The 23387-nt window shown below is 72.8% G+C and carries 17 protein-coding genes; 8 read left to right on the top strand and 9 right to left on the bottom strand.

The window, feature by feature from the left end; all coding sequences use genetic code 11:
* Window positions 1-28: 28 nt before the first annotated feature.
* The 3 genes from WME73_RS13925 to WME73_RS13915 all read left to right on the top strand — a co-directional run bounded on the left by WME73_RS13925 (window position 29) and on the right by WME73_RS13915 (window position 3710).
* Entirely contained in the window at window positions 29-823 is a 795-nt protein-coding gene (locus WME73_RS13925; protein WP_437745947.1) for an RNA polymerase sigma factor, read from the top strand.
* Between the two features lie 237 nt (window positions 824-1060).
* Window positions 1061-2128: a 3-deoxy-7-phosphoheptulonate synthase gene (locus WME73_RS13920; protein ID WP_437745946.1), complete on the top strand. Its 1068-nt coding sequence runs from the start codon at window positions 1061-1063 to the stop codon at window positions 2126-2128.
* A 205-nt stretch (window positions 2129-2333) separates the two neighbouring features.
* On the top strand, window positions 2334-3710 hold the full coding sequence (locus WME73_RS13915) for a hemolysin family protein (protein WP_437745945.1): 1377 nt from the start codon (window positions 2334-2336) through the stop codon (window positions 3708-3710).
* Window positions 3711-3724: 14 nt separating this feature from the next.
* Here WME73_RS13915 and WME73_RS13910 read toward each other — a convergent pair whose 3' ends face one another.
* The gene (locus WME73_RS13910; RefSeq protein WP_437916008.1) at window positions 3725-5131 is read right to left on the bottom strand and encodes a POT family MFS transporter; all 1407 of its coding nucleotides are present in this window, start codon (window positions 5129-5131) and stop codon (window positions 3725-3727) included.
* A 321-nt stretch (window positions 5132-5452) separates the two neighbouring features.
* Between WME73_RS13910 and WME73_RS13905 the strand changes: the two genes are divergently transcribed.
* Window positions 5453-7252: an MXAN_6577-like cysteine-rich protein gene (locus WME73_RS13905; protein ID WP_437745943.1), complete on the top strand. Its 1800-nt coding sequence runs from the start codon at window positions 5453-5455 to the stop codon at window positions 7250-7252.
* 47 nt (window positions 7253-7299) lie between these two features.
* Window positions 7300-8256 (top strand): YheT family hydrolase, encoded by a 957-nt coding sequence (locus WME73_RS13900; protein WP_437745942.1) that lies wholly within the window; start codon window positions 7300-7302, stop codon window positions 8254-8256.
* A gap of 110 nt (window positions 8257-8366) precedes the next feature.
* On the opposite strand, the gene WME73_RS13895 is transcribed toward WME73_RS13900, so the two are convergent.
* The gene (locus tag WME73_RS13895) at window positions 8367-9110 is read right to left on the bottom strand and encodes a YqjF family protein (protein ID WP_437745941.1); all 744 of its coding nucleotides are present in this window, start codon (window positions 9108-9110) and stop codon (window positions 8367-8369) included.
* A gap of 106 nt (window positions 9111-9216) precedes the next feature.
* Here WME73_RS13895 and dhaK point away from each other — a divergent pair, with 106 nt between their 5' ends.
* From dhaK to ptsP, 3 genes are read left to right on the top strand one after another with little or no spacing between them, the layout of a single operon-like run.
* The gene (gene dhaK / locus WME73_RS13890) at window positions 9217-10218 is read left to right on the top strand and encodes a dihydroxyacetone kinase subunit DhaK (protein ID WP_437745940.1); all 1002 of its coding nucleotides are present in this window, start codon (window positions 9217-9219) and stop codon (window positions 10216-10218) included.
* Window positions 10219-10221: 3 nt separating this feature from the next.
* The gene (dhaL, locus tag WME73_RS13885; RefSeq protein ID WP_437745939.1) at window positions 10222-10881 is read left to right on the top strand and encodes a dihydroxyacetone kinase subunit DhaL; all 660 of its coding nucleotides are present in this window, start codon (window positions 10222-10224) and stop codon (window positions 10879-10881) included.
* A complete protein-coding gene (gene ptsP / locus WME73_RS13880) occupies window positions 10878-13358 on the top strand; it encodes a phosphoenolpyruvate--protein phosphotransferase (RefSeq protein WP_437916007.1) in 2481 nt (826 codons plus the stop codon). The genes dhaL and ptsP overlap by 4 nt, the downstream gene beginning before the upstream one ends.
* Before the next feature lie 114 nt (window positions 13359-13472).
* Here ptsP and WME73_RS13875 read toward each other — a convergent pair whose 3' ends face one another.
* The 7 genes from WME73_RS13875 to WME73_RS13845 form a co-directional block, all read right to left on the bottom strand.
* The gene (locus tag WME73_RS13875; protein WP_437916006.1) at window positions 13473-15002 is read right to left on the bottom strand and encodes a pentapeptide repeat-containing protein; all 1530 of its coding nucleotides are present in this window, start codon (window positions 15000-15002) and stop codon (window positions 13473-13475) included.
* Between the two features lie 11 nt (window positions 15003-15013).
* A complete protein-coding gene (locus WME73_RS13870) occupies window positions 15014-15634 on the bottom strand; it encodes a pilin (protein ID WP_437916005.1) in 621 nt (206 codons plus the stop codon).
* Window positions 15635-15888: 254 nt separating this feature from the next.
* Window positions 15889-17007 (bottom strand): non-hydrolyzing UDP-N-acetylglucosamine 2-epimerase, encoded by a 1119-nt coding sequence (gene wecB, locus WME73_RS13865; RefSeq protein ID WP_437916004.1) that lies wholly within the window; start codon window positions 17005-17007, stop codon window positions 15889-15891.
* 116 nt (window positions 17008-17123) lie between these two features.
* Window positions 17124-19961, bottom strand: a complete 2838-nt coding sequence (locus tag WME73_RS13860; protein WP_437745934.1) for a cation-translocating P-type ATPase — start codon at window positions 19959-19961, stop codon at window positions 17124-17126.
* A 288-nt stretch (window positions 19962-20249) separates the two neighbouring features.
* Entirely contained in the window at window positions 20250-20975 is a 726-nt protein-coding gene (locus tag WME73_RS13855) for a class I SAM-dependent methyltransferase (RefSeq protein WP_437745933.1), read from the bottom strand.
* Window positions 20976-21017: 42 nt separating this feature from the next.
* The gene (locus WME73_RS13850; protein ID WP_437916003.1) at window positions 21018-21968 is read right to left on the bottom strand and encodes a glycosyltransferase family 2 protein; all 951 of its coding nucleotides are present in this window, start codon (window positions 21966-21968) and stop codon (window positions 21018-21020) included.
* A 104-nt stretch (window positions 21969-22072) separates the two neighbouring features.
* Entirely contained in the window at window positions 22073-23374 is a 1302-nt protein-coding gene (locus tag WME73_RS13845; RefSeq protein ID WP_437745931.1) for a glycosyltransferase, read from the bottom strand.
* Window positions 23375-23387 lie beyond the last annotated feature (13 nt).

The following is a 23387-nucleotide window of genomic DNA, read 5'->3' as shown; positions in this document are numbered from 1 at the left end:
GAGATCAGCTCCTCCTAACTAAGCGAGCATGGGACAACCGCATCGCACTCTCGCACCGTCGATGCCGCTGGATAGACAGCGGGCCTTCGTCCGGCTCTTTCGGGGGAAGACCTACGACTCCGTATGGAATTGGCTTAGGCGGCTCGGGGTCCCACGCCGCGATCGGCGAGACATTCTCCAGGATGTGTTCCTCGCCGGATACCAGAGCTTCCCATCGTACGACCCGCTCCGCGCGCGACCGGAGCGGTGGCTCAACAGGATCACGGTCCACGTGGCCGCCCACTACCGCGACCGCGCGCACCACCGGCGCGAAGAGCTGTCCTCCGGCCACGCCCCGCGCCGCGTCGCCGACGAGCGCCCGAACGCCGAGGAGCAGATCGACGCAGAGCAGACGCGCTCCCTCATCCTCTCGCGGCTCAGGTCGCTGCAGGCCGAGGAGCAGCAGATCCTCATCGCGCACGACATCGAAGGCGTGCCGATGGCGACGGTCGCCGAACAACACGGGATCCCGCTGTCGACGGCGTACAAGTGGCGCACGCGCGCGCTCGCGTCCCTGCGCGCGCTGCTCGAGGAGCCCCGCGCAGAGCGCAGGCAGCAACGACCGCCGCGACCGACGGCGAGCGACGTCACCGAGGCGGCGCGCTCGGCGAGCGCCACACGCTCGGCGAACACCCCACGCCGGACGGCGCTGGTAGAGCGACCCGCCCGCTCGACCACGGCGGGCACGAAGCGGCCGGCGGCGCCCTGCCGCACGCAGCCGAAGGGCGCCCCGTTCCTGCGGCGACCGGGCGGGGAGCGGGCGCACTCGCCAGCGCGCATATGACCGGCGGAGGCCGCCAGCGCGGTCGGGCCAGCGCGCGCGCGAACGCCAGCGTGAGCCCGGATCCGACGGCCCCCCATGGCCCGATAGCCCGCCCGCGCCTGCGAGACAAATCTTCAGGCCGATCGCAAGGCGTACGGAAACGGGAGTACGGGGCGCCGTACAACGACCAGAAAGCGCCTCCGGCCCACGCGCGGGTAGTCGGGGCGTATGTCGTCGCGCTATGCTGGAGCCTCAACGATGTACTACTCGACCGACGACCTTCGTATTGCAGGGCTCAGGCCCTTGATCCCCCCCGCGATCCTTATCGAAGAGATCCCCGTCAGCCCCGCGGCCTCCGAGACCGTGGCCTTCACGCGCAAGGCCGCCGAGCGCGTGATCTCGGGCGACGACGACCGGATCATCGTGGTGGTGGGCCCCTGCTCCATCCACGACCCCAAGGCCGCCCTGGAGTACGCCGCGCAGCTCCGGGAGGCGCGCGACCGGCTGAGCGATGATCTGCTCGTGATCATGCGCGTGTACTTCGAGAAGCCGCGCACCACGGTCGGCTGGAAGGGGCTGATCAACGATCCCGACCTCGACGGGAGCTTCTCGATCAACAAGGGGCTCCGCGTCGCCCGCGGGCTGCTCCGCGACATCGCCGAGCTCGGCCTCGCGAGCGCGACCGAGTTCCTGGACACGATCTCGCCGCAGTTCATCGCCGATTTCATCTCCTGGGGCGCGATCGGCGCGCGCACGACCGAGAGCCAGATCCACCGCGAGCTCGCCTCCGGGCTCTCGTGCCCCGTGGGCTTCAAGAACAGCACCGAGGGCGACGTCCAGATCGCGGTCGACGCCGTGCGGGCCGCGCGCGAGGCGCACCATTTCCTTTCCGTGACGAAGCAGGGGATCTCGGCGATCGTGGCGACGCGCGGCAACGCGTCGTGTCACGTGATCCTGCGCGGCTCGCAGCGCGGGCCCAACTACGCGGCCGAGCACGTCCGCGAGGCGGCCGATCGCCTGACCAAGGCGGGCCTGCCGCGCCGGCTGATGGTCGACTGCAGCCACGGCAACAGCCAGAAGGATCCGGCGCGCCAGAGGATCGCGGCCGAGAGCCTGGCCGACCAGCTGCGCTCGGGCTCGCGGGACATCCTCGGCGTGATGATCGAGAGCCACCTCGTGGGAGGCCGGCAGGATCTCGCGCCGGGCAAGCTCCCCACCTACGGCCAGAGCATCACCGACGCCTGCCTCGGCTGGAACGACACCGTTCCGGTGCTCGAGCTGCTCGCGCAGGCGGTGCGGGACCGGCGAGCCAGCAAGGCCGCGTGAGTTTTCCGCGCAGCGCCCGCCGCCGTGCGTGACGGCGCGGCGGCCGCCGCGCCTGGCGACGCGCCGACCCGCCGCGCCTGGCGGATCCCTTCAGAAAATTTCATCACGAGCGCAATTCACGGCCCGCGGCACGCTGCAGCCACGGCCGCCTGGGTTTCGTGCGCCGCGGGCCCGGCGCCTTTGCCGTCCGGGCGAGCGACACGCTATGCCTGCGCCCGGGAACGCCGCGGAGGGAGCCGCCATTCTCTCGGAAATCCTCATCATCCTGGCCCTCGTGCTCGTGAACGGCGTCTTCTCGGGCGCCGAGATCGCGATCGTCACCGTCCGCAAGACGCGGCTCGACCAGCTCGTCCAGTCGGGGAGCCGCCGGGCGTGGGCGGTGAAGCGCTTGCGGAGCAACCCGGAGCGCTTCCTCGCCACCGTGCAGATCGGCATCACCGTCGTCGGCGCGACCGCGAGCGCCTTCGGCGGGTCGACCCTCGCGAAGGACCTCGCGCCGGTCCTCCGCGCGGTGCCGTGGGTCGGGGACGCGGCGGACGAGCTCGCGTTCGCCGCGGTGGTCGCGCTCGTCTCCTTCCTGTCGCTCGTCCTCGGCGAGCTCGTCCCGAAGTCGCTCGCGCTCCGCGCCTCCGAGCGGTACGCGATGCTCGTCGGCCCGCCGCTCCGCGGGCTCTCGTCGCTCGCCCGCCCGCTCGTCTGGCTGCTCACCGCCAGCTCCAACCTGGTGCTGAGGCTCTTCGGCGACCGCACGAACTTCGTCGAGGCGCGCCTCTCCCCCGAGGAGATCCAGCAGATCGTCGACGAGGCCGCCGAGGCGGGCTCGGTCGACAAGCGCGCCGGCGAGATCGCGTCCCGCGCCATCGATTTCGCCTGGCTCACCGCGCTCCAGGTGATGCTCCCCCGCGGCCGCGTCGTGGCGCTCCCGCGCGACGCGGCCGCCCCGGAGGTGCAGCGCGCCGTGCTGGAGCACGGCCACACGCGGATGCCGGTCTACGAGGGGTCGAACGACAACGTGATCGGCTACGTCACGATGCCGGAGGTGCTCGCGCTCCTGTGGGGCGACGGGCAGTTCTCGCTGGAGAGCATCCTGCGCCCGGCGTACTTCGTTGTCGGGTCGATGCCGGCCGTCGATCTCCTCGCCGAGCTGAAGCGGCGCCGGCTCCAGCTCGCCGTCGTCGTGGACGAGCAGGGCGGCATGATCGGCATCATCACGATGGAGGACCTCGTCGAGGAGCTCGTCGGCGAGATCTTCGCCGAGAACGAGGCGCACCCGCCCCACGCAGAGACGATCCGGCGCGAGCCGGACGGGTCGGCGCTCGTGCCCGGCGACATGCCGGTCCACGAGGTCAGCCGACAGCTCGCGATCGCGCTGCCGGACGACGTCCGCTGGTCGACGGTCGCGGGGCTCTGCCTGGGGCTCGCCCGGCGCATCCCCGCGCCCGGCGACGTCGTGACGACCCCGGACGGGGCGGAGCTCCACATCGTCGACGCGAGCCCGCGGCAGATCCGTACGGTGCGGGTCCGCATCCCGCCCGCGCATGCGAGCGAGCCCGAGGACGAGGAGCGGCGCGGCGAGGGCTGAACCGGCGCGACGCGTCAGGACGCAGGGACGGACGCGCCCGGGGGCGTCCGCTGGAAGTAGTCGACCACCACGTAGCGCCGGGCGAGGAGGCCGAAGACGACGGCCGCGATCAGGATGAGCGCCGCGAAGAAGAGGTATTGGAGCGCGCCCGTGAACACGTTGAGCGCCGCCACGCCGGCGGTGATCAGGTTGCCGACCGTCACGGTGAGGTTCCAGAAGCTCATGAGGGTGCTCTTCATCTCCCGCGGCGCCTGGGAGTAGGCGAACTCGAGGCCCGTGGTGGACACCAGCACCTCGGCGAACGTGATGAGCAGGTACGGCCCGGCCTGCCAGAGCACGCTCGGGCGCTCACCCGAGGTCATGGCGAGCTCGATGGCGGCGACCGCCACGAACGAGAGCCCCGCGATCGCCATGCCGGCCGTCATGCGGCCGAGCGCCGCGAGGCGGACGCCGCGCCGCTCGAGGGCGGGGTAGAGGATCATCGTGTTGAAGGGGATGATCAGCATCACGAGGAGCGGGTTCAGCGCCATGAGCTGCGACGGAGCGAGCTTGTGGCCGAGGACCTCGAGATCCATGCGGGTCGCCTGGACGATCCAGGTCGACCCCTTCTGGTCGAACAGCGCCCAGAACACCGGGATAGGGGCGAAGATCGTCACCACCCGCAGGACGGCCTTGGCGCCGTCGATCGCGCCCTCCGGGTGCCTGCCGCGCGCGGCGTCGAGGAAGTGCCCGCGCGCGGCGCTGCCACGCGCGTCGCGCCCCACCCGGACAGCGTCCCAGAGGACGCGAAGGAACGAGTGGGGGTTCTTGCCGGTCGGCGGCACGTGCACATACCGGTCGCGCCCTATCCAGAACACGAGCGTCGCGATGAACATGAGCGCGCCCGGGATCCCGAACGCCACCCTCGGCCCCCACCACTCCAGCGTCTTCGGGATCAGCGCCGACGCGAAGAACGAGCCGAAGTTGATGATCCAGTAGAAGAGGGCGAACACGCTCTTGACGAGGTGCTTGTTCTCCTCGGAGAACTGGTCACCGACGTGCGCCGAGACGCAGGGCTTGATGCCGCCCGAGCCGAGGGCGATGAGCGCGAGCCCCGCGTAGAAGCCGGCCGGACGGCTCTCGAAGACCGCGAGGCACGCGTGCCCCGCGCAATAGACGAGCGAGAGCCAGAGGATCGTCCGATATTTCCCGAGGAAGCGGTCGGACAGGAATCCCCCGAGGAGCGGGAAGAAATAACAGGCGCTCACGAACAGGTGGTAATTGGCCTTGGCCACATGCTCGTGGATCAACATGATGTTGATCATGAAGAACGTTAGGATGTTCTTCATCCCGTAGAAGCTGAAGCGCTCGCACCCCTCGTTTCCGATGATGTACTTGATCTGAGGGGGGAATCGGTCGGTGCTCGGAGCGGTTTGCGTCATGGCAGGCCCTCGCGCGCGCCATCCATCCGTAGACCGCCTCCCGCGCCAGGACAATCCGCGCTGCCTCCCGCCCCTCCGGAGAGCGCGGGCGCGGGCTGGCCTGGCCACGCACGCCTAGGCCAGCCCGAGCAGCGCACCCTGTGGTCAAGGTGTGCGACGGTGGCAAAACGGCGCGCGCACGCGCCGGCGCAGACGACGATCGACGCTCTGCGCGCGGGATTCAGGCTGCAAGCATTGACATCCTGGAAGGCCATCGTCGTATCCTCCCGGTAGCTCCGCGTTACGACCCCCGTCGTCGGCGACTCTGCCGAGGGAAGGTTCATGGAAAAGCTCAAATCGCGCTTCAGGCTCGCGCCGACGTATACCCTGCTCTGGCTCGCTGCGGCGGCGCTCGCCTCCGTGGCATCGTGCTCGGACGGCGGCCCCAGCACGAGCGCGTGCGTCGCGCCGGAGACGGAGTGCGACGGCATCTGTATCAACACGGGCACGAGCACGAGCCACTGCGGCGCGTGCGGCGTGGCGTGCGGCAGCGATCAGACCTGCCGCGACGGCGAGTGTGTGGCCGTGGCCGCGTGCGACGACGGCCTCGCGGCGTGCGGCGACAGCTGCGTCGACACCCAGAGCGACGAGGCGAACTGCGGCCGCTGTGACAACGCCTGCGAGGCGGGGCAGACCTGCGAGGCCGGCGAGTGCCAGGACCAGGGCGGCTGCGCCGCGGGGCGCACCGACTGCGGCGGCACGTGCGTCGACGTCGCGTCCGATCCGAGCAACTGCGGCGAGTGCGGCGCCGCGTGCACGGACGGCCAGACCTGCGAGTCCGGCGAGTGCCAGGACGGCGAGTGCTCGGAGGGGCTCACCGACTGCAACGGCGCCTGCGTCAACCTCCAGAACGACGCCGGGCATTGCGGCGAGTGCGGCACCGCGTGCACCGACGACCAGACGTGCGTCTCCGGCGAATGCCAGGACGGCTGCGGCTCCGGGCTCACGGCCTGCGACGGCGTCGATGTCTGCGTCGACCTCCAGACCAACGCCGATCACTGCGGCGAGTGCGGCGCCGCGTGCAACGACACGCAGGTCTGCCAGGCCGGGGCGTGCGCGTGCACGGTGAGCCCGGGCAACGATCTCGGCAGCGCCGTGCCGCAGATCGTGAACGGCACGACCGCGGGCCAGGCGAACACCTATTCCCCGACGTGCTCCGCCGCGAGCTCGGGCGAGCGCATCTACTCGTTCACCGCCGCGACCGCGGGCGTCTACTCGTTCGACAGCACGAACTCCGGCTACAGCGTCGTCCTCGCCCTCCTCGACGCGACGGGCTGCTCCGAGCTCGCGTGCAGCGCCGACCCGAGCGCGGTCATCACGGCCGATCTGGCCATGGGCCAGACCGTCTACATCGTGGTCGACGGCGCGGAGGGCCAGGCGGGCACCTTCGAGCTGAGCGTGACGCGGGCGAGCGCGCCGAGCTGCCCGGCGGGGACCCTCGCCTCGTCGGTGCCGCAGACGATCACCGGCAGCACGATCGGCCGGCCCAACAGCGTGCGGCCGACCGTGACGACGGCCTGCCGCCAATCGAGCAGCCCCGACGCGGGATACGCGTTCACGGCGCCGGTCGCCGGCGACTACACCTTCGATACGTTCGGATCGGCGTTCGACACGATGCTCCACGTGCACGACGCGACCTGCGGGGGGGCTCAGCTCGCGTGCAACGACGACACGGACGTCGAGCAGTCGGAGGTCACGGTGACGCTCGCGGCGGGTCAGACCGTCGTGGTCGTGGTGGACGGCTCCACCGACACCAGCGACGGCGCGTTCACGCTCAACGTGAAGCGGGCCGTCCCGCCGCCGGTATGCGACGGCTCGGGCACCTGCGGCGACGGCAGCTCGGGGTGCACCCGGTGCGCGCTCGAGACCAGCTGCGCCGACGAGCTCTCGGCGTGCACGGAGAGCATCCCGTGCATGGAGTACGTGAGCTGCTTCCGTACGTGCGACACGGCCGCCTGCAAGGAGGCCTGCAGGACGGCAGACCCGGCCAGCGCGGCCCTCTACGACGCGATGCTCCAGTGCGCCCACTGCGACGTGTGCCGGAACGATTGCAGCGGCTCGCCGGAGGTCGTGTGTCGCTGAGAGAGCGGGTGAAATAGAAACGCTGCGTCGCCCGTGTTACGAACGGGATGATGCAGCGCATCCTCCACGGCCACTTCTGGACGGTCGCTCCCTGGCTCAAGCATCAGATTCACGCCCCGCGGCTCGCTCCGTCTTCCCCCTTCTCGGTCCACGTCGATGAGACTCCTGCCGGGCCCGTCCGGTTGCTCGGCAGGATCCGCCACCGAGAAGACGCGGGCTCGATCCTCGTCGTCGTCCACGGGCTCGGCGGTACGAGCGAGAGTTATTATGTGGTCGAGGCCGCCCTGAGGGCCGAGCGCGCGGGGCTCGCCTGCCTGCGCATCAACCTGCGCGGCGCCGGGGGCGACGGAGACGACATCTACCACGCTGGCCTGTTCTCCGATCTCCACGCCGCCATCACCTCCCCCGAGCTCGACCGGTACGAGCGCGTGCTCGTCCTCGGCTACTCGCTGGGCGGGCATATCGCCCTCCGTTACGCGGCGTCGGGCTCGCTCGACGGGCGCGTCTCCGCCGTGGCGGCCGTCTGCCCGCCGCTCGACCTGGAGCGAGCCGTCGCCGCCATCGATCAGCCCGAACGGTGGGTTTACCGCAGGCACGTGATGGCCGGGCTGAAGGAGATGTACACCGCCGTCGCCTCGCGCCGCGCCGTGCCCGTGCCCCTCGACGAGGCGCTCGCCATTCGCACGATCCGCGAATGGGACCGGCGCATCATGACGCGACGCTTCGGCTACCAGAGCGCGGAGGCCTACTACACGAGCGAGAGCGCCGCCCCGCGCCTCCGCGACATCGCCGTCCCGTCGCTGATCGTCGCGGCGGAGGCCGACCCGATGGTGCCGCTCGACACGGTGCGGCCGGCGATCGATGCCCACCCGCGCTCGCCGCTGCTCGACGTGCAGTGGCTCCGGCACGGCGGGCACGTGGGCTTCCCGCGGACGCTGAGCCTCGGGTTCGGGGCGGCGCCGGGCCTCGAGTCCCAGGTCATCCACTGGCTCACGAGGCATTGACCCGCGGGCGCAGGCGCGGCCGTGCCCGCGGCGCGCTGGCTCCCGGGCTCCCCAGGGCATCGCGGCGCGGGAGCGCGATCGGATCACCGCGCGGCCGCGGCGCGGCGGCGTCACCCGCGCGGCGCGGCGGGCGTCAGCGCATAGACGTCGACGTCCACGCCCGGGCTATAGAGCACGTGCGGCGCCCCCGCCGGGGCGGGCAGGCCGGCCGCGGCGACGACGCTCTCCTCGACGTGGGTCACCTCGGCCCGGTGGAGCGGATAGGGCGCGTGGTGCACCTGCCCGATCTTGAGCGCGCCGCCGCTCGCGGCGAACAGCAGGTAACGCTCGGCCAGGAAGTGCTCGAAGGTCCCCGGCGCCGCGGCGCCGCCGTCGATCGCCGCGCCGACGCGATAGCGCGCCTCGAAGCGCGCAGGCACGGGGCCCGGCCAGCGCCGCTCGCTGCGGTAACGGACCTCCCCGTCCCTCGAGTCGAGATCCATCGAGGCGTGGTGATAGGGCAGGTGCCAGCCGACCCGGGCCGCAACGACCGCGATCGCCTTGGCCGCGTCCAGGCTGAAGAACCAGACGCCCGGCGCTCGCCCCTCGTGGTGAACGTAGGTGCGGACGTTGAGCTCGTGGAAGTTCGAGATCCCGGGCACGCTCGGCGACCACCAGGGGCTGACGTCGCGCATGGTGAAGGCGACGACGCCGACGTAGGCCCTGCCCTCGAAGGTGTCGAGTTCGAGCGCAGGCGGCACGACGGCGCGCAGCGCGGCGATCGGCGTCTCCCAGTGCAGGAAGAGCAGCTCTCTCCAGCGCTGGAAGCCCGCCGGGCGGCCAGGGGGGCGGAGCGTGGGGGCGATTCGATCCACGGCGACCTCATCATAGGACGGCGCGGTCAGAAGATCTCCTCTCGCGGCGGGCAATGGCATGGGGATATCCTGCGCGCGGGCCGAACGGGTACGGAGCGGAGGCCGGATGAAGAAGCTCATCAATGCGCCGGACGATCTCGTCGATGAGGCGCTCGAGGGGATGGCGCTCGCGCACGCCGAGCTCCTCCGGGTGAACGCCGCGCCGCGCTTCGTCACGCGCGCGGAGGCGAAGGGCAAGGGCAAGGTCGCGCTCCTCTCCGGCGGCGGCAGCGGGCACGAGCCGCTGCACGCCGGGTTCGTCGGGCGCGGCATGCTCGACGCCGCCTGCCCCGGCGCCGTGTTCACGAGCCCGACGCCCGACCAGATCTTCGAAGCGACGCGGGCAGTCGACGGCGACGCCGGCGTGCTCCACATCATCAAGAACTACACCGGTGACGTGATGAACTTCGAGATGGCCGCCGAGCTCGCGCGCGAGGCGGGAATCCCGGTGGAAGGCGTGCTCGTGAACGACGACGTGGCGGTCGAGGACAGCCTGTACACGGCCGGACGGCGCGGCGTGGGGACGACCGTCCTCGTCGAGAAGATCTGCGGCGGCGCCGCCGAGGCGGGCCGCCCGCTCGAGGAGGTGGCGGCGCTCGGCCGACGGGTCAACGCGCGCGGCCGCAGCATGGGGGTCGCGCTCTCCGCCTGCACGGTGCCACACGCCGGCAAGCCGTCGTTCGAGCTCGGCCCGGGCGAGATGGAGGTCGGCATCGGCATCCACGGCGAGCCCGGCCGGCGGCGGGCCATGCTGGAGCCGGCCGACCGGGTGGCCGAGATCCTGATGCAGCCGATCCTCGACGACCTGCCGTTCGAGCCGGGCGACGACGTGCTGCTGTTCGTCAACGGCATGGGCGGGACGCCGCTCCTCGAGCTCTACGTCGTGTACCGCAAGGCGCGCGCGATCGCGCAGGGCCGCGGCCTCAAGGTCGCTCGCAGCCTCGTGGGGTCGTACATCACGTCGCTCGAGATGGCCGGCGCGTCGGCGACCCTGCTCAAGCTCGACGACGAGATGCTCCGCTGGTGGGACGCGCCGGTGCACACGCCGGCGCTGCGCTGGGGGACCTGAGCCATGGACGCCTTGAACGGCGCGCACATCGCGGCGTGGATCGAGCGCGCGGCCGACGTCATGGAGCGCGAGAAGGTCCTCCTGACCGAGCTCGACGCGGCGATCGGCGACAGCGACCACGGCGTCAACATGGCGCGCGGCTTCACGGCGGTGCGCGCCCGGCTCGGCGGCCTCGATCACGGCGACGTCGGCGCGCTGCTGAAGGGCGTCGGGATGATCTTGCTGTCGACCGTCGGCGGGGCGAGCGGCCCGCTCTACGGCACGCTGTTCCGCGACGCGGGCCAGCGGGCGACCGGCGCGGCGGCGCTGGACCTCGCGGCCCTGGCCGGGTGCCTCGAGGCGGGCCTCGACGGCGTGAAGCGGCGAGGCAAGGCGTCGCCCGGCGACAAGACGATGGTCGACGCGCTCTCCCCCGCGGTCGACGCGCTCAAGGCCGCGCTGAGCGCGCCGGCGCCCACGGGCGACCCGGCGCGCTCCCCGCTCATGGACGGGCTCGCTCGCGCCGCCGAGGCGGCGCAGGCCGGCGCGCTTGCGACCGTGCCGCTCATCGCTCGCAAGGGCCGGGCGAGCTACCTCGGTGAGCGCAGCGCTGGGCACCAGGACCCCGGCGCCACGTCGTGTTCGCTCTTGCTGCGGAGCCTGGCCGCGACGGCAGGCGTATGAGCGGGGCGGCGGGCCGCGTCGGGCTCGTCCTGGTCTCGCACAGCCGCGTGCTCGCCGAGGCCACCGAGGCGCTGGCCCGCCAGATGACCGGCGAGGCGGTCGCCATCGCGTGCGCGGCGGGCGCGGGCGACGGCGGCGCGGAGCTCGGCACCGACGCGACCGCGATCGCCGCGGCGATCGAGCGCGTCTGCGGGCCGGCCGGCGCCGTCGTGCTGATGGACATCGGCGGCGCGATCCTGAGCGCCGAGATGGCGCTCGAGCTCATCGATCCGGCCATCGCCGCGCGCACGCGCCTCACCGGCGGGCCGATCGTGGAAGGGGCGGTCGCGGCCGCCGTGCGGGCTGCGGCGGGCGGCACGCTCGATCAGGTCACCGCGGAGGCGCGGCAGGCGCTCGTTCCGAAGGCCGAGCAGCTCGGCGAGGCGGAGCGCCCCGCGCCGGCGGTGGTGGCCGCGACCGATGCGGCCGCCGCGGCGGCGGTGGCCGCGACCGATGCGGGCGCGCCGGCCGCGACGGTCGAGCTCGCGATCGCCGATCCGGGCGGCCTGCACGCCCGCCCTGCCGCGCGGCTCATCACGCGCGCGGTGGCCTTCGACGCGGCGATCACCCTGGAGAACGTGACGGCCGCGCGCGGTCCGGTGCCGGCCTCGAGCCTGATCGCGCTCGCCTCCCTCGGGGCGCGCCGGGGAGACGTGCTGCGCTTGCGCGCGACCGGGCGGCAGGCGGTCGATGCGGTCGAGGCGCTCGCTGCGCTCCTGCAGCGCGACGCGCCACCGGCCGCGCCTGCGGCGCCCCCCGCCTCGTGCCACGCGATCCCTGTCGCGCCCGGCGTCGCGCTCGGCCCCATGGTCCGGCTGGTGCGGTCGATCCCGCAGGTCCCCGAGACCACGGTCGACGATCCTGCGGCCGAGGCCGAGCGGCTGCGGCGGGCGCTCGATCTGGCAGCGCAGGACCTCGGCAGCGCGCTGCGCGGCACCGACATCCTCGACGCCCATCAGGCGCTGCTCTGCGACCCGGCGCTCGTCGACGAGGCGATCTCCCGCATCGAGCGGGAGCGCTGCAACGCCGCCTGGGCGTTCCGCCAGGCGATCGACGCCGCGGCCGCGATCTACCGGCAGCTCGACGACCCGTACCTGCGGGCGCGCGAGGCCGACGTTCACGACGTGGGCGACGCCGTGGTGCGCGCCCTGCTCGGCGGCGCCGCGGCGGTGCTGCCCGACGGGCCGCCGGCCGTCGTCGTGGCCGAGGACCTCACGCCGTCGGAGGCCGCGCGGCTCGAACCGGGGCGGGTGCTCGGCGTCATCGACCGGCGCGGCGGTCCCACCTCGCACGCGGCCATCCTGCTGCGGAGCGCCGGCATCCCCGCGGTCGCCGGGGCCGCGGCGCTGGTGCCGGACGCGGGCGGCGCGCGCGCCGGCCTCGACGGCGCGACCGGCGAGGTGTGGCTCGACCCGGATCCCGAGACCACGATCGAGCTCCAGCGGCGGCAGGCGGCCCTCCGCGCGTCACGGCGGCCGCCAGGCGCCCGGGACGGCCGGGTGCGCCTCGCCTGCGGCCGCGAGGTCGAGCTCTGGGCGAACGTGGCTGGCCCGTCGGATGCGCGCGCCGCGCGCGAGGCTGGCGCCCTCGGGATCGGGCTCCTGCGCACCGAGATGCTGTTCCTGGACCGCGTGGACGAGCCTGGCGAGGACGAGCAGGCGGAGCTGCTCGCGGAGATCTTCGCGGCGTTCGCCGGCGCTCCGATCGTGGTTCGCACGCTCGACGCCGGCGGGGACAAGGCGCTGCCGTACCTCGAGCTCGACGCCGAGGCGAACCCCAGCCTGGGCGTCCGCGGCGTCCGCCTCTCGCTCGCGCGGCCGGCGCTGCTCGAGGCGCAGCTCCGCGCGATCCTGGTCGCGGGGCGCGGCCATGACATCCGGGTGCTGATCCCGATGGTCTCGACAGCCGCGGAGGTGAGCGCCGTGCGCGCCGCGCTGGAGCGCGCGCACGAGGCGCTCGCGGCGACGGGCGCGGCGCACCGCTGGCCCGTGGCCACGGGCATCATGGTCGAGGTGCCGTCGGCGGCGCTCATGGCGGAGCGCCTCGCGCGCCAGGCCGACTTCTTCAGCATCGGGACCAACGATCTGACGCAGCACACGCTGGCGGCCGAGCGTGGTCACCCGCGGCTGCACGCGCTCGCGGATCCGGCGCACCCGGCCGTGCTGCGGCTCGTGCGTGCGGTGGTGGAGGCGGGGCACGCCGCGAAGCGGCCGGTCTCGGTGTGCGGCGAGGCCGCCGGCGATCCCGGCGTCGCGCCGCTCCTCGTCGGGCTCGGGATCACGCGCCTCAGCATGTGCGCCTCCGCGTTCGACGCGGTGGAGGACGCGCTCGCCGGCGCCTCGTTCGCCGATCTCGCCACCATCGCCGAGGAGGCGCTCGCGGTCGACGATGCGGCGGCGGCCCGCGCAACCCACGCGGCCGCGCGGCGTCCGGGCTGACGTCGGTGCGGTGACGGAGCGGCCAGACGCCTGGCCAGGGACCGCCAGACGTCTGGCCAGTCCGGCGCCCGACCTCTCGAGCGATCCGGCCCGCGACCGCCGATGCGCCGCTCGCTACAGCGCCCCCGCCGGCGCGGCGCCCTCGTGCGCGGAGCGCGCGGTGGTGTCGCCCGAGGGCTGACTTGCCCGCACCGGGTGTCCCAGCAGGCACGCGCCTTCGCCGGGCAGCTCCGTCGCCGCGTCGCACGCCGCGAGCTCCCAGCCGGTCGCCTGTTCGGCGTCGGTCCCGGTGAGGTCGGCACCTCGGAGGTTGGCAGCGGTCAGATCGGCGGTCCCGAAGGTCGACTCCATCAGCGCGGCGCCCGAGAGGTCCGCCCCGGCGAGGCGCGCGTTCCGGAAGCTGCTCTGGCTGAGATCGGCTCGGGAGAGATCGAGTCCCGACAGATCCAGCCCGTCGAAGCTGCGGTGACCGCTCCGCGCGAGGAGGCGTACGGCGGTGGACCGTTGCGCGGCGTCGCCCGAGGCGAGCGTGGCGCGCAGCCGGAAGACCGCGAGGCGCGACGGATCGAGGCCATAGACGAGCGTCGCGGCGAACGCGGCGAGCACGAGGCGGGCGCCCAGGGAGCGCGGGGCGTTGCGTTCGGCGCCGACGAGAGGCAGCGCGAAGGTCAAGAGCGCCGCGCCCAGCGCGCTGCCGGCGTGCGCTGCCAGGAGGAGGCCGCGTGGAGGGATCTTCGCCAGAGCGACGGCGGCCGCGAGGACGAGGAGCAATGCGCCGCCGGAGAGCGCGAGGCGCAGCTCGGTCGACCGCGCGAGCTGGGGCGCGTCCGGCGCCCTCCGAGGGCCACCGGACACGGCGGCGCGGCGGACCGCCGGAGGCTCGCGCTCACCGGCAGCGCGGCGCGCCACGCCCTGGCGGGGAACGTCGGTCGCGGGGGGCATCCGCTGCGACTCGGGTATCCGCTGAGACTCGGGTGGCGCCGAGCTCCGTTGCGATGACCACGCCGCCTCCATCCGCCGCGAGTCCGGCGCTGCCTCCATCTGCCGCGAGTCCGGCGCCGCCTCCATCCGCCGCGAGTCCGGCGCCGCCTCCATCCGCCGCGAGTCCGGCGCCGCGGGGCGACGGCTCCGCGCTGCGCTCTCGGGGACCGCGTCGGCGCTCGCGAGGGCGTCGCGCAGCGGCGAAGGGAACGACGCGATGTCGTCGAACGACGCGCCCGCGCTCGCCAGCGCCAGGATGGCCTCCTCCTCGAAGCCGGAGCGCGCGCACGCCGACGGATCGACGCGCGCGCCCACGAGCGAGCCCGCCGAGGAGAGCGAGCGCGGGAGCTTGGCCCCGCGCAGATCCGCGGCCGCGAGCAGCGCCCCGCCGAGCAGCGCCCCCGAGAGATCGGCCCAGCGCAGGTCGGCCCCGGTGAGGTCGGCGTTGACGAGCGACGCGGCGTCGAGCCGCGCCCCCCCGAGGTTCGCGCCGGTGAGCTTGGCCCCGTCGAGGCGCGCGCCCGCGAGGTTCGCGCCCTGGAGGTCGGCGCAGCGCAGGTGCGCGGCCGCGAGGTCCGCGCCGGGGAGCTCGATGGCGGTGCTCTCGCCGCCGCGGCGCGACGAGAGGGCACCGAAGAGCGTGTGGAGAGCTGCGGTGTCCATGGCGGCGCCGCCTACTCGTCCGGGTCGATGGTGCCGATCGTGCTCGCGAACACCACCTGCCCGTCCTTCATGTAGCCGTCCAGCGCGAACCACGCGTGTGTATTGTCCCCGTCGAGGTCGCCTCGCGCATAGGCGGCCCACCTGCGCTCCACCGGCACGTCCTCCGGGAAAAGGTTGACGGAGACAGGCATGGGAGATCCACCGAGTCGATATCGATACTGGTACGACTGAGGGTGGCTGACCGAGAACGCAAGGCACTTCCAGCCAACGGTCGGACTCCCGGTGTTGTAGTCCACACCCGGGCTGGGATCGGGCTGATATTTCTTCCCCTGGACACGATAGAACGCGTTGGGCACGGTGACCGCATCGCTGCACAGCGGCTGGACCGCCGCGGTGCCCGACATCGCCTGGAGACGCTCGGCCGAACCGACGACGGCCCTGGCGATGCCACCGACCGTCTGCTTGGCCTCGGCCGATTTGGCGAGCACGAGGTACTTCGACACCCCCTGGGTCCCCAGGGCGGCCAGGATCGCCACGACCCCGCCCGCGACCATCACCTCGACGAGCGAGAAACCTCGTTGACCTCGCCCTCGAGCCGCCCACTCCACGCCAGGTCGAAAATTTCTTGCCACGATACAACTATATACCGGGGCTGTTCATCGATAAACAAGCACAACCCAGAGCGCTCTGGGCCATGGAACGCTGTTTGGTCGGGGGTTGTGAGGAGTGTGGTCGTGCGGCCGGCGCGACTCCCACGTAGGCCACGGAAGAAGCGATGTGGCGGCGCGGTGAGCGCGCGTGGTGCATCCTGCGCTCGGCGTCGCGTCAGTCGCGTCAGTCGCGTCAGTCGCGTCAGCACCGCGGCGAGCGAGGATGGGCGGTGAGCTCAGGCGCGCGGGCCAGCGGTCTTGGGCGGCGGATCACCCGCGAGGAACGCTTCCAGCGCGTCGGCGATGCGCTCGCCGGTCTTGCCGTCCCATCCCTCAGGCACGGAGCCTCGCTTGGCGCGGCCGTCGAGGATGGCGTCGACCTCGCGCGCGATGAGCGCGGCGTCGAGCCCGACGACGATGTTCGTGCCCTGCGTCACGGTGATGGGCCGCTCGGTGCCCTGACGCATCGTGAGGCACGGGATCCCGAGCGCGGTCGTCTCTTCCTGGATGCCGCCGGAGTCGGTGGCGACGAGCAGCGCATTGCCCATCACGGTCACGAAATCGTCGTATCCGAGCGGCTCCATGATCCGGAGCCCCTTCGTCTCGCGGAGGCGCGCCGACAGCCCGAAGGACTCGGCGCGGGCGACGGTGCGCGGGTGGACGGGGAACACGGTCGGCAGGCGCCGCGCGATCGCCTCGAGCGCGTCGAGCGTCTCGGCGAGCCGCTCGGCGCTGTCGACGTTGGCCGGGCGGTGGAGCGTCGCGATCGCGTACTTCTTCGGCTCGAGCCCGAAGCGCGAGAGCGCGTCCGTCTGGCGCTTGAGGGCGTAGTGGACCGAGTCGATCATCACGTTGCCGACGAACCGGATTCGCTCGGGCGGGATGCCCTCCGCGAGCAGGTTGGGGTGGGCGTCGTGAGAGGGGGTGAGCAGGAGATCGGAGAGCTGGTCCGTGAGGATGCGGTTGATCTCCTCGGGCATCGTCCAGTCGCGCGAGCGCAGCCCGGACTCCACGTGGACGACGGGAAGTCCGAGCTTGGACGCCGCGAGCGCGCCTGCGAGGGTGCTGGTGACGTCCCCGACGACGACAACCACCTTGGGCCGGTGCTCGATCATGTCGGCCTCGGCGCCGACGAGGACCGCCGCCGTCTGCTGGGCGTGCGAGCCGCCGCCTGCCTTGAGCGTGTGATCCGGCGTCGGCAGGCCGAGATCCCGGAAGAACACATCGCTCATCGTCGTGTCGAAGTGCTGCCCCGTGTGGAGCAGCCGCATCGGTAGACGGCGCGCCTTGAGGGCGCGGCAGATGGGGGCGAGCTTCATGAAGTTCGGGCGCGTCGCGGCGACGAGGTAGATCATCTCGACCGAGGATGATGCCGTGGTACTCGGCGCAGCACCAGCGTTTTGACGGAGCCGCGGGCGCGGCCGGCGCTCGATATCGTCATCGTCATCGTCACGACTTACGATGACGACACCTACGCGCCGCGGTTCGCCATCGCGCCCGCGACGCCGCCCACGTCGGACGCGTCGGACCTGCGCTCGCGATCCGCCGAGCGCCGCGCCCGGCGTGTGCGCCACCACCGCTCGACGCTCATCACCGGCAAGATCGACATCGCCACCAGCGTCGACTTCACCCACGCGTCGAGCGAGAGCGGCGCCGAGCCGAACAGCGTGTGCATGAACGGCGCATAGACGAAGCAGAGCTGCAGCGCGAGCAGCGCGCCGATCCCGACGTAGACCCAGGGATTCGAGAAGAGCCCGATCTTCAGCATCGAATCGCGCAGCGACCGGCAGTTGAGCACGTAGAAGATCTGGAACAGCACGACCGTCGTGACCGCCGCGGTCTGGGCCTCGCGGTAGGCGATCTCCGAGACGACGCCGCCGCGCACCTCCGTGAAGTACTCGTAAAAGAACAGCCCGATCGCCCCGGCCGTCATGAGGACCGCGACGATCGCCGTACGCACGAGCACGAACCGGCTCAGGATCGGCTCGCCCGGATCCCGGGGCGGGCGGCTCATCACGTCCTTCTCCATCGCCTCGAACGCGAGCGGCAGGGAGAGCGCCACCGTGGCGACCAGGTTGACCCAGAGGATCTGGACGGCCGTGATCGGCATGAGCGGCGCGCCCCCGACGATCGGGAAGCTCATCACCGCCACGAGCAGGATCAGCGCCTCGCCCAGGTTCGTCGGCAGCACGAACGCGAGCGCCTTGACCAGGTTGTCATAGACGCGGCGCCCCTCCTCGACCGCCGCCCGGATGCTCGCGAAGTTGTCGTCCGTCAGCACGACGTCGGCGGACTCCTTCGACACCGCGGTCCCCGTGATCCCCATGGCCACGCCGATGTCCGCCTGCTTGAGCGCGGGCGCGTCGTTCACGCCGTCGCCGGTCATCGCGACGACCTTCCCCTCGGCCTGCAGCGCCTTCACCAGGCGGAGCTTGTGCTCCGGCGCGACGCGCGCGAACACGTGCGTGGACGTCGCCGCCGCGCGCAGCTCGCCCTCCGAGAGCCGCGAGAGCTCCGTGCCGTTCATCGCGCGCGCCCCGTCCGGCACGAGCCCGAGCTGCTCGCCTATCGCCCGCGCGGTCGCCAGGTGGTCGCCCGTGATCATCTTCACGGTGATCCCGGCCGCGTGGCACGCCTTGATCGCGTCGATCGCCTCGGGCCGCGGCGGGTCGATCATCCCCTCCAGGCCGAGGAGCTCGAACCCCTCCGGGAGGTGCTCCTCGTCGAGCGAGGCCACGTCGCGGCCCGCCGGCCGCGAGGCCACGGCGAGCACGCGCATGCCCTGCGCCGCCATCTGCTCGACCTGCGCCATCACCTGGGCCCGCCCCGCCTCGCCGATCGCGGCGCGGCCGAGCACCGCCTCGGGCGCCCCCTTCATGAAGATCACCCGGTCTCCGCCGGGGGCCTCGTGGAGCGTCGCCATGAGCTGCCGCTCCGACGAGAACGGGACGACATCGACGCGGCGGTGCTCCCGCCGCGTCCCCTCGACGTCCACGCCGAGCTTCTGGGCCGCGACGACGAGCGCGCCCTCGGTCGGGTCGCCCTCGATGCCGCAGGCGTCCCCCTCGCGCGTCATGCGGGCGTCGTTGCAGAGCAGCCCCGCGCGGAGCAGCGCGCGCACCGCCTCGGGCACCTCGCCGACCGGCGCGCCGTCGCGGCGGAGCTCGCCTTCGGGCGCGTAGCCGACGCCGGTCACCTCGAGCGCGGCTCCGGCCTGCTCGAGCGCCGCCTCCCCTTGCGCGCCGGCGGCGGGCGTCCACAGCGCCCGGACCGTCATCTCGTTCCGCGTCAGCGTGCCGGTCTTGTCCGAGCAGATGACGCCCGTGCTGCCCAGCGTCTCGACCGCGGGCAGCTTCCGGATCACCGCGCGGCGCCGCGCCATCCGCTGCACGCCGATGGCGAGCGAGATGGTGATGATCGCGGGCAGCCCCTCCGGGATCGCGGCGACCGCGAGCGAGATGCCCGCGAGCATCGCGTCGACCGGCCGGTAGCCCCGGAGCAGCGCGACCCCGACGATGAGCAGCGCGACCGCGACGATCGCGACGGTCAGCACGCGGCCGACCTTGGCCATCGAGCGCGTGAGCGGCGTCTCGATCTCGGTCGCCTCGTGGAGCATCGAGGAGATGCGGCCGAGCTCGGTCGCGGCGCCCGTGGCGACGACCACCGCGGTGGCCGTGCCGCTGGTCACGAGCGTCCCGCCGAAGGCGAGGTTCTTGCGATCGCCGACGCCGGCGTCCTCGGGGACCGCCGCGACGTGTTTGTCCGACGGCACCGACTCCCCGGTGAGCGCCGACTCGTCCACGTGGAGGTTCTTCACCGAGAGCAGCCGGGCGTCAGCGGGGACCTTGTCGCCGGCGTCGAGCACCACCACGTCGCCGGGGACCACGTCGGCGGCGGGGATCACGCTCCGCTGGCCGCCGCGCACGACCGTGGCCGTCTGGGGCACCATGTCGACGAGCGCCTCGATCGCCTTGCCCGCGCGGAGCTCCTGGACGAAGCCGATCGCCGTGTTGAGCACCACGACCGCCAGCACGACCGCGCCGTCGATCGCCTCGCCCATGGCCATCGCGAGGGCCGCCGACGCGAGCAGCACGTAGATGAGGGGGTCGTTGATCTGACGGAAGAGCAGCTTGAGCGGGCCGTCGCCCTTCGCGCGCTGGATCACGTTGGGCCCGACGTCCTTGAGCCGCCGGGCGGCCTCGTCGCCCGCGAGGCCGGCCTCGGCGCTCTCGATCCTGGAGAGCACATCGGGGGCAGGCAGGCTGTGCCAGGCGATCGCGGCCGACGGGGGGAGGACGCGTTGGGACATGGAGTCATCTCCTGCGGTGGCAGCCGCGCTGTGCGCGCTGAACCGACCGGCTGTGGCTGCTCATCACGTGGTCTTCACGTGCTGGCGCGTGGTTTCCCCCGTCTTTTGGCACGTCTCATGCCAGACCGCGCCACAGCGGAACCGGGCTGTTCAGCACCCTGGGCGGCTCGCGCGGGCAGGCTGCCGGCGGGACCTTTTCACCCCGGCGGGGAATTTTGCCCCACGACGCTCGCCCCGCGCGTCCGGCGGCGCGTCAGAGGGTGCGGGCTCGCGGCGCTCACGGGTGGCCTAGCCGCGCGCGTAGGCGAAGGTGCCGTCGATGTTGAGCAGCCGCGTCGCCTGGACGAGCTCGGCCACGGTCACGCCGAAGCGCCGCACGAGCCGATCGGCGACGTCGCGCCGGAGGATGTCCCTGCGAAAGATGTGCAGCGTGCGGGGGGCGAAATACCCCTCGAGCTCCGCGAACGTGAGGCGCTGGTAGTCCGCGCTTCCGGGGACGGGCTGCCGCGACACGACATCGTAAAAGAAGAAGATGCCGCCCGGCCGGAGCAGGCGGAGCGCCTTGTCCATGAGGCCTCGCTTGAGCTCCGTGTTGGTCACCGACGACAGGACCGCGAACATCATCACCACATCGAACGGGCCCCCGACGTCGGCCGTCAGGAAGTCGCCCGCGACGAAGCGGATGCCAGCGAAGCGCGAGCGCGCGAGCTCGGTGCGCTGCGCGACGAGATCGATGCCGGTGAGGCGCGTCGGATCCGCGCCGAGCTCGACCAGCCAGGCCAGGTTGGATCCCGACCCGCAGCCCACGTCGAGCACCGACATCTCGCGCAGCGCCTCGGGCGTGCGCACGCCGCACGCGACGAGCGCCTCGCGCAGGCGGCGCTGCCGCTGCCGCGCGACGAGGTACGGGTGGGCGTTGAGCAGGCTCGCCCAGGGGTTCCCGGGCAGGAAGCGCTCGGTGTAGTGCCGCTTGATCGCCGCGAGATCCCGCTCGAAGCCGCCCTCTTCAGCCATCGGTCCGCCTCCCTCCCCTGCGCGCCCCGCCGGCCCGCTCCATCAAGGCTGCCCCACGGCCCACGCCGGCAGGCGCTGGACCCCCCAGCGCACCACCTTGAGCAGCCCGAGCGCCACCGTTTGCTCCACCGTGAGCGGGCGATGCGGCTTCCGCCGCGCGAGGTACGCGTCGAGGTAGCGCAGGAACTCGGGATCCGGCTCCATGCCGCCCACCTCGCGCCGGATGCGCCGGTACTTGCGCGTCTTCCAGATGAAGTTCTCCCAGCTGTCGAAGTAGTCGTGCCGCATCAGGAGATCGGGCACGTAGACGACCCGCAGATCAGGGAAGTCCTTCGCGATCTGGTAGACGAGGTAGACCCCCTCGGCGCCGTAGAACTGATCGGGAAAGCCCCCGGTCGAGAGGTAGACGCCGCGCCGGATCGCCATGTGCCCCTCGGTCGCGAGGACGTCGTCGACGACGTCGTCGCCGCGGTCGTAGTGCCCCGCGAGCGTGCAGAAATAGGGGTGCTCCTTGGGGATGATCCGGCCGCGCATCGCCGCGATGCGGGGGTCCTGGAAGACACGGCAGACGACCTCGACGAACGTCGGCGCGATCAGCCCGTCGTCGTCGATGAAGGCGACGTACTCGCCCCGCGCCCAGGCGATGGCGGCGTTGCGCGCGGCGTTCAGCGGAATTCCGTCGGTGAGGCGCAGCTCGACGTCGACGAGCGGGGCCGAGCGCGGCCGCAGGTGCTCGATGCCGCCGCTGTCCGCGAGCAGGATCTCGAACGGCACGTCGAGCGCAGCCGTCTGGCCGCGCGCGTGCTGGAGGCACTCGATCAGGTAGTCCTTCGCCTTGTAGGAGATGACGATCAACGTGAGCTTCGGCGACGGGACCTCGCGCCGCACGATGAGCTCCTTCACCTCGGGCGCGTATTTCGCGCGCCACGCCTCCTGAAGGGCGCGCTCGGCCTCGGGGAGCCCCGCTCGATCCTGGAGAAGATGGTCAGGCATCGCGGGCTCGCATGCCACGGGGGCCGCCGCGCAGGCAAGGATGTCGAGCGGGCGCCGCCCGGGGAGCGGCGTCGGCGCGCGCGCTCAGCGCGGAGAGCGCGGCGTCAGCCCCTCGGGCTCGCCGCGACGTCCTCGAAGAGGCGGGCCAGCGCCCCCGCGCTGGCGCGCGCGCTCAGCGCGGAGAGCGCCGCGTGATCGGGCTCGACGAGCGGCCGACCGGCCGCGCGCGCGTCGAGCGCGTCCTCGATGCGGCGCTCGATCGCCGCGGCGTCGCCGGCCGCGTGCGTCCAGCCGAGGCGGGTCGTCTCGAGGATGCGCTCGATCTCAGGGGACGCGAAGGCGGCGAGCACGGGCGCGCGCGCGAGGAGGTAGTCGTAGAGCTTGCCAGGCAGGAAGTACGGCTCCTCGCCGCAGCCGGCGAGCAGCGCGAGATCGGCGCCCGCGACGAGGCCGAGCCCCTCGGCGTACGGCAGCACCGTGCGGTACTCGAAGAGCCGCGACACCCCGAGCTCCTCGGCGAGGCGGAGGTCGCTCCTCGCGACGCGCCCCAGGTTGAGCAGCCGGATCGCGCCCGGGCCGAGCGATCTCCGGCGCGCGACGGCCGCGAGCGCGCGGACGAACGGCGCGAGCGTGCGCTCGCTGTAGCAGTTGCCGAAGTGCACGAGCGTCACCGCCTCGCCGCGCTGCGGGGCGGCCGCCGCGTCCGGATCGAAGCCGGTCCGGATGCACTCGACGCGGCGCGCGATGCGCCGCTCGGCGTAGGCGTCGCGGGTCATCTCGGACGTCACCGTGAAGGCCGCGGCGGCGCCCACCACGGCCCGCTCGACGAGCGCCGCGGCCGCGCGGCTCCACGCGGGCCGCGTCGCCATCAGCGGGCCGAACGACCACGGATCGCGGAAGTCGACGACGACCGGCCGGCCGATGGCCCTGCCGGCCAGCACGCCCGCGAGCACGGCCTCCCACGGCGGCCCGCTCGCGAAGATCACCTCGGCGCCGACCTCGCGAGCGAGGCGCGCGATGCGGACCGCGAGGGCCGGGACGCGGCCTGCATCCGGGCCGATCACCGGGACGTAGCGGATCTCGGCGGCGACGCGCGCGAAGCCCTTGCGCTGCGCGACCGGCACCGGCGCCTCGGTCGGCGCCTCCAGGGTGCCGTCGGAGCCGAGCGCGCGGCGCGGCATGCGCGCGAGCTCGGCGTCCGTGAGGTAGTCGCGGCGTACATCGCACGCGGGCAGGTCGGCGTCGGTGAACGACGGATCCACCCGCTCGCCGGGAGGCGGCTTGGCCGCGAGCACCGTCGTCTCCCAGCCGTGCTCCGGCAGAAATTTCGCAAAGCGGTACGCGCGCTTACCGCCGATGCTGAACCGCGGGGGGAAGTAGTAGCTCACGAGGAGCGCGCGCTTCATCGCGGGACCTATA

This window comes from Sorangium sp. So ce302 (assembly GCF_051530145.1).
In the GTDB taxonomy this organism is placed as follows: domain Bacteria; phylum Myxococcota_A; class Polyangia; order Polyangiales; family Polyangiaceae; genus Sorangium; species Sorangium cellulosum_B.
This window is presented reverse-complemented; position numbering and strand designations above follow the sequence as displayed.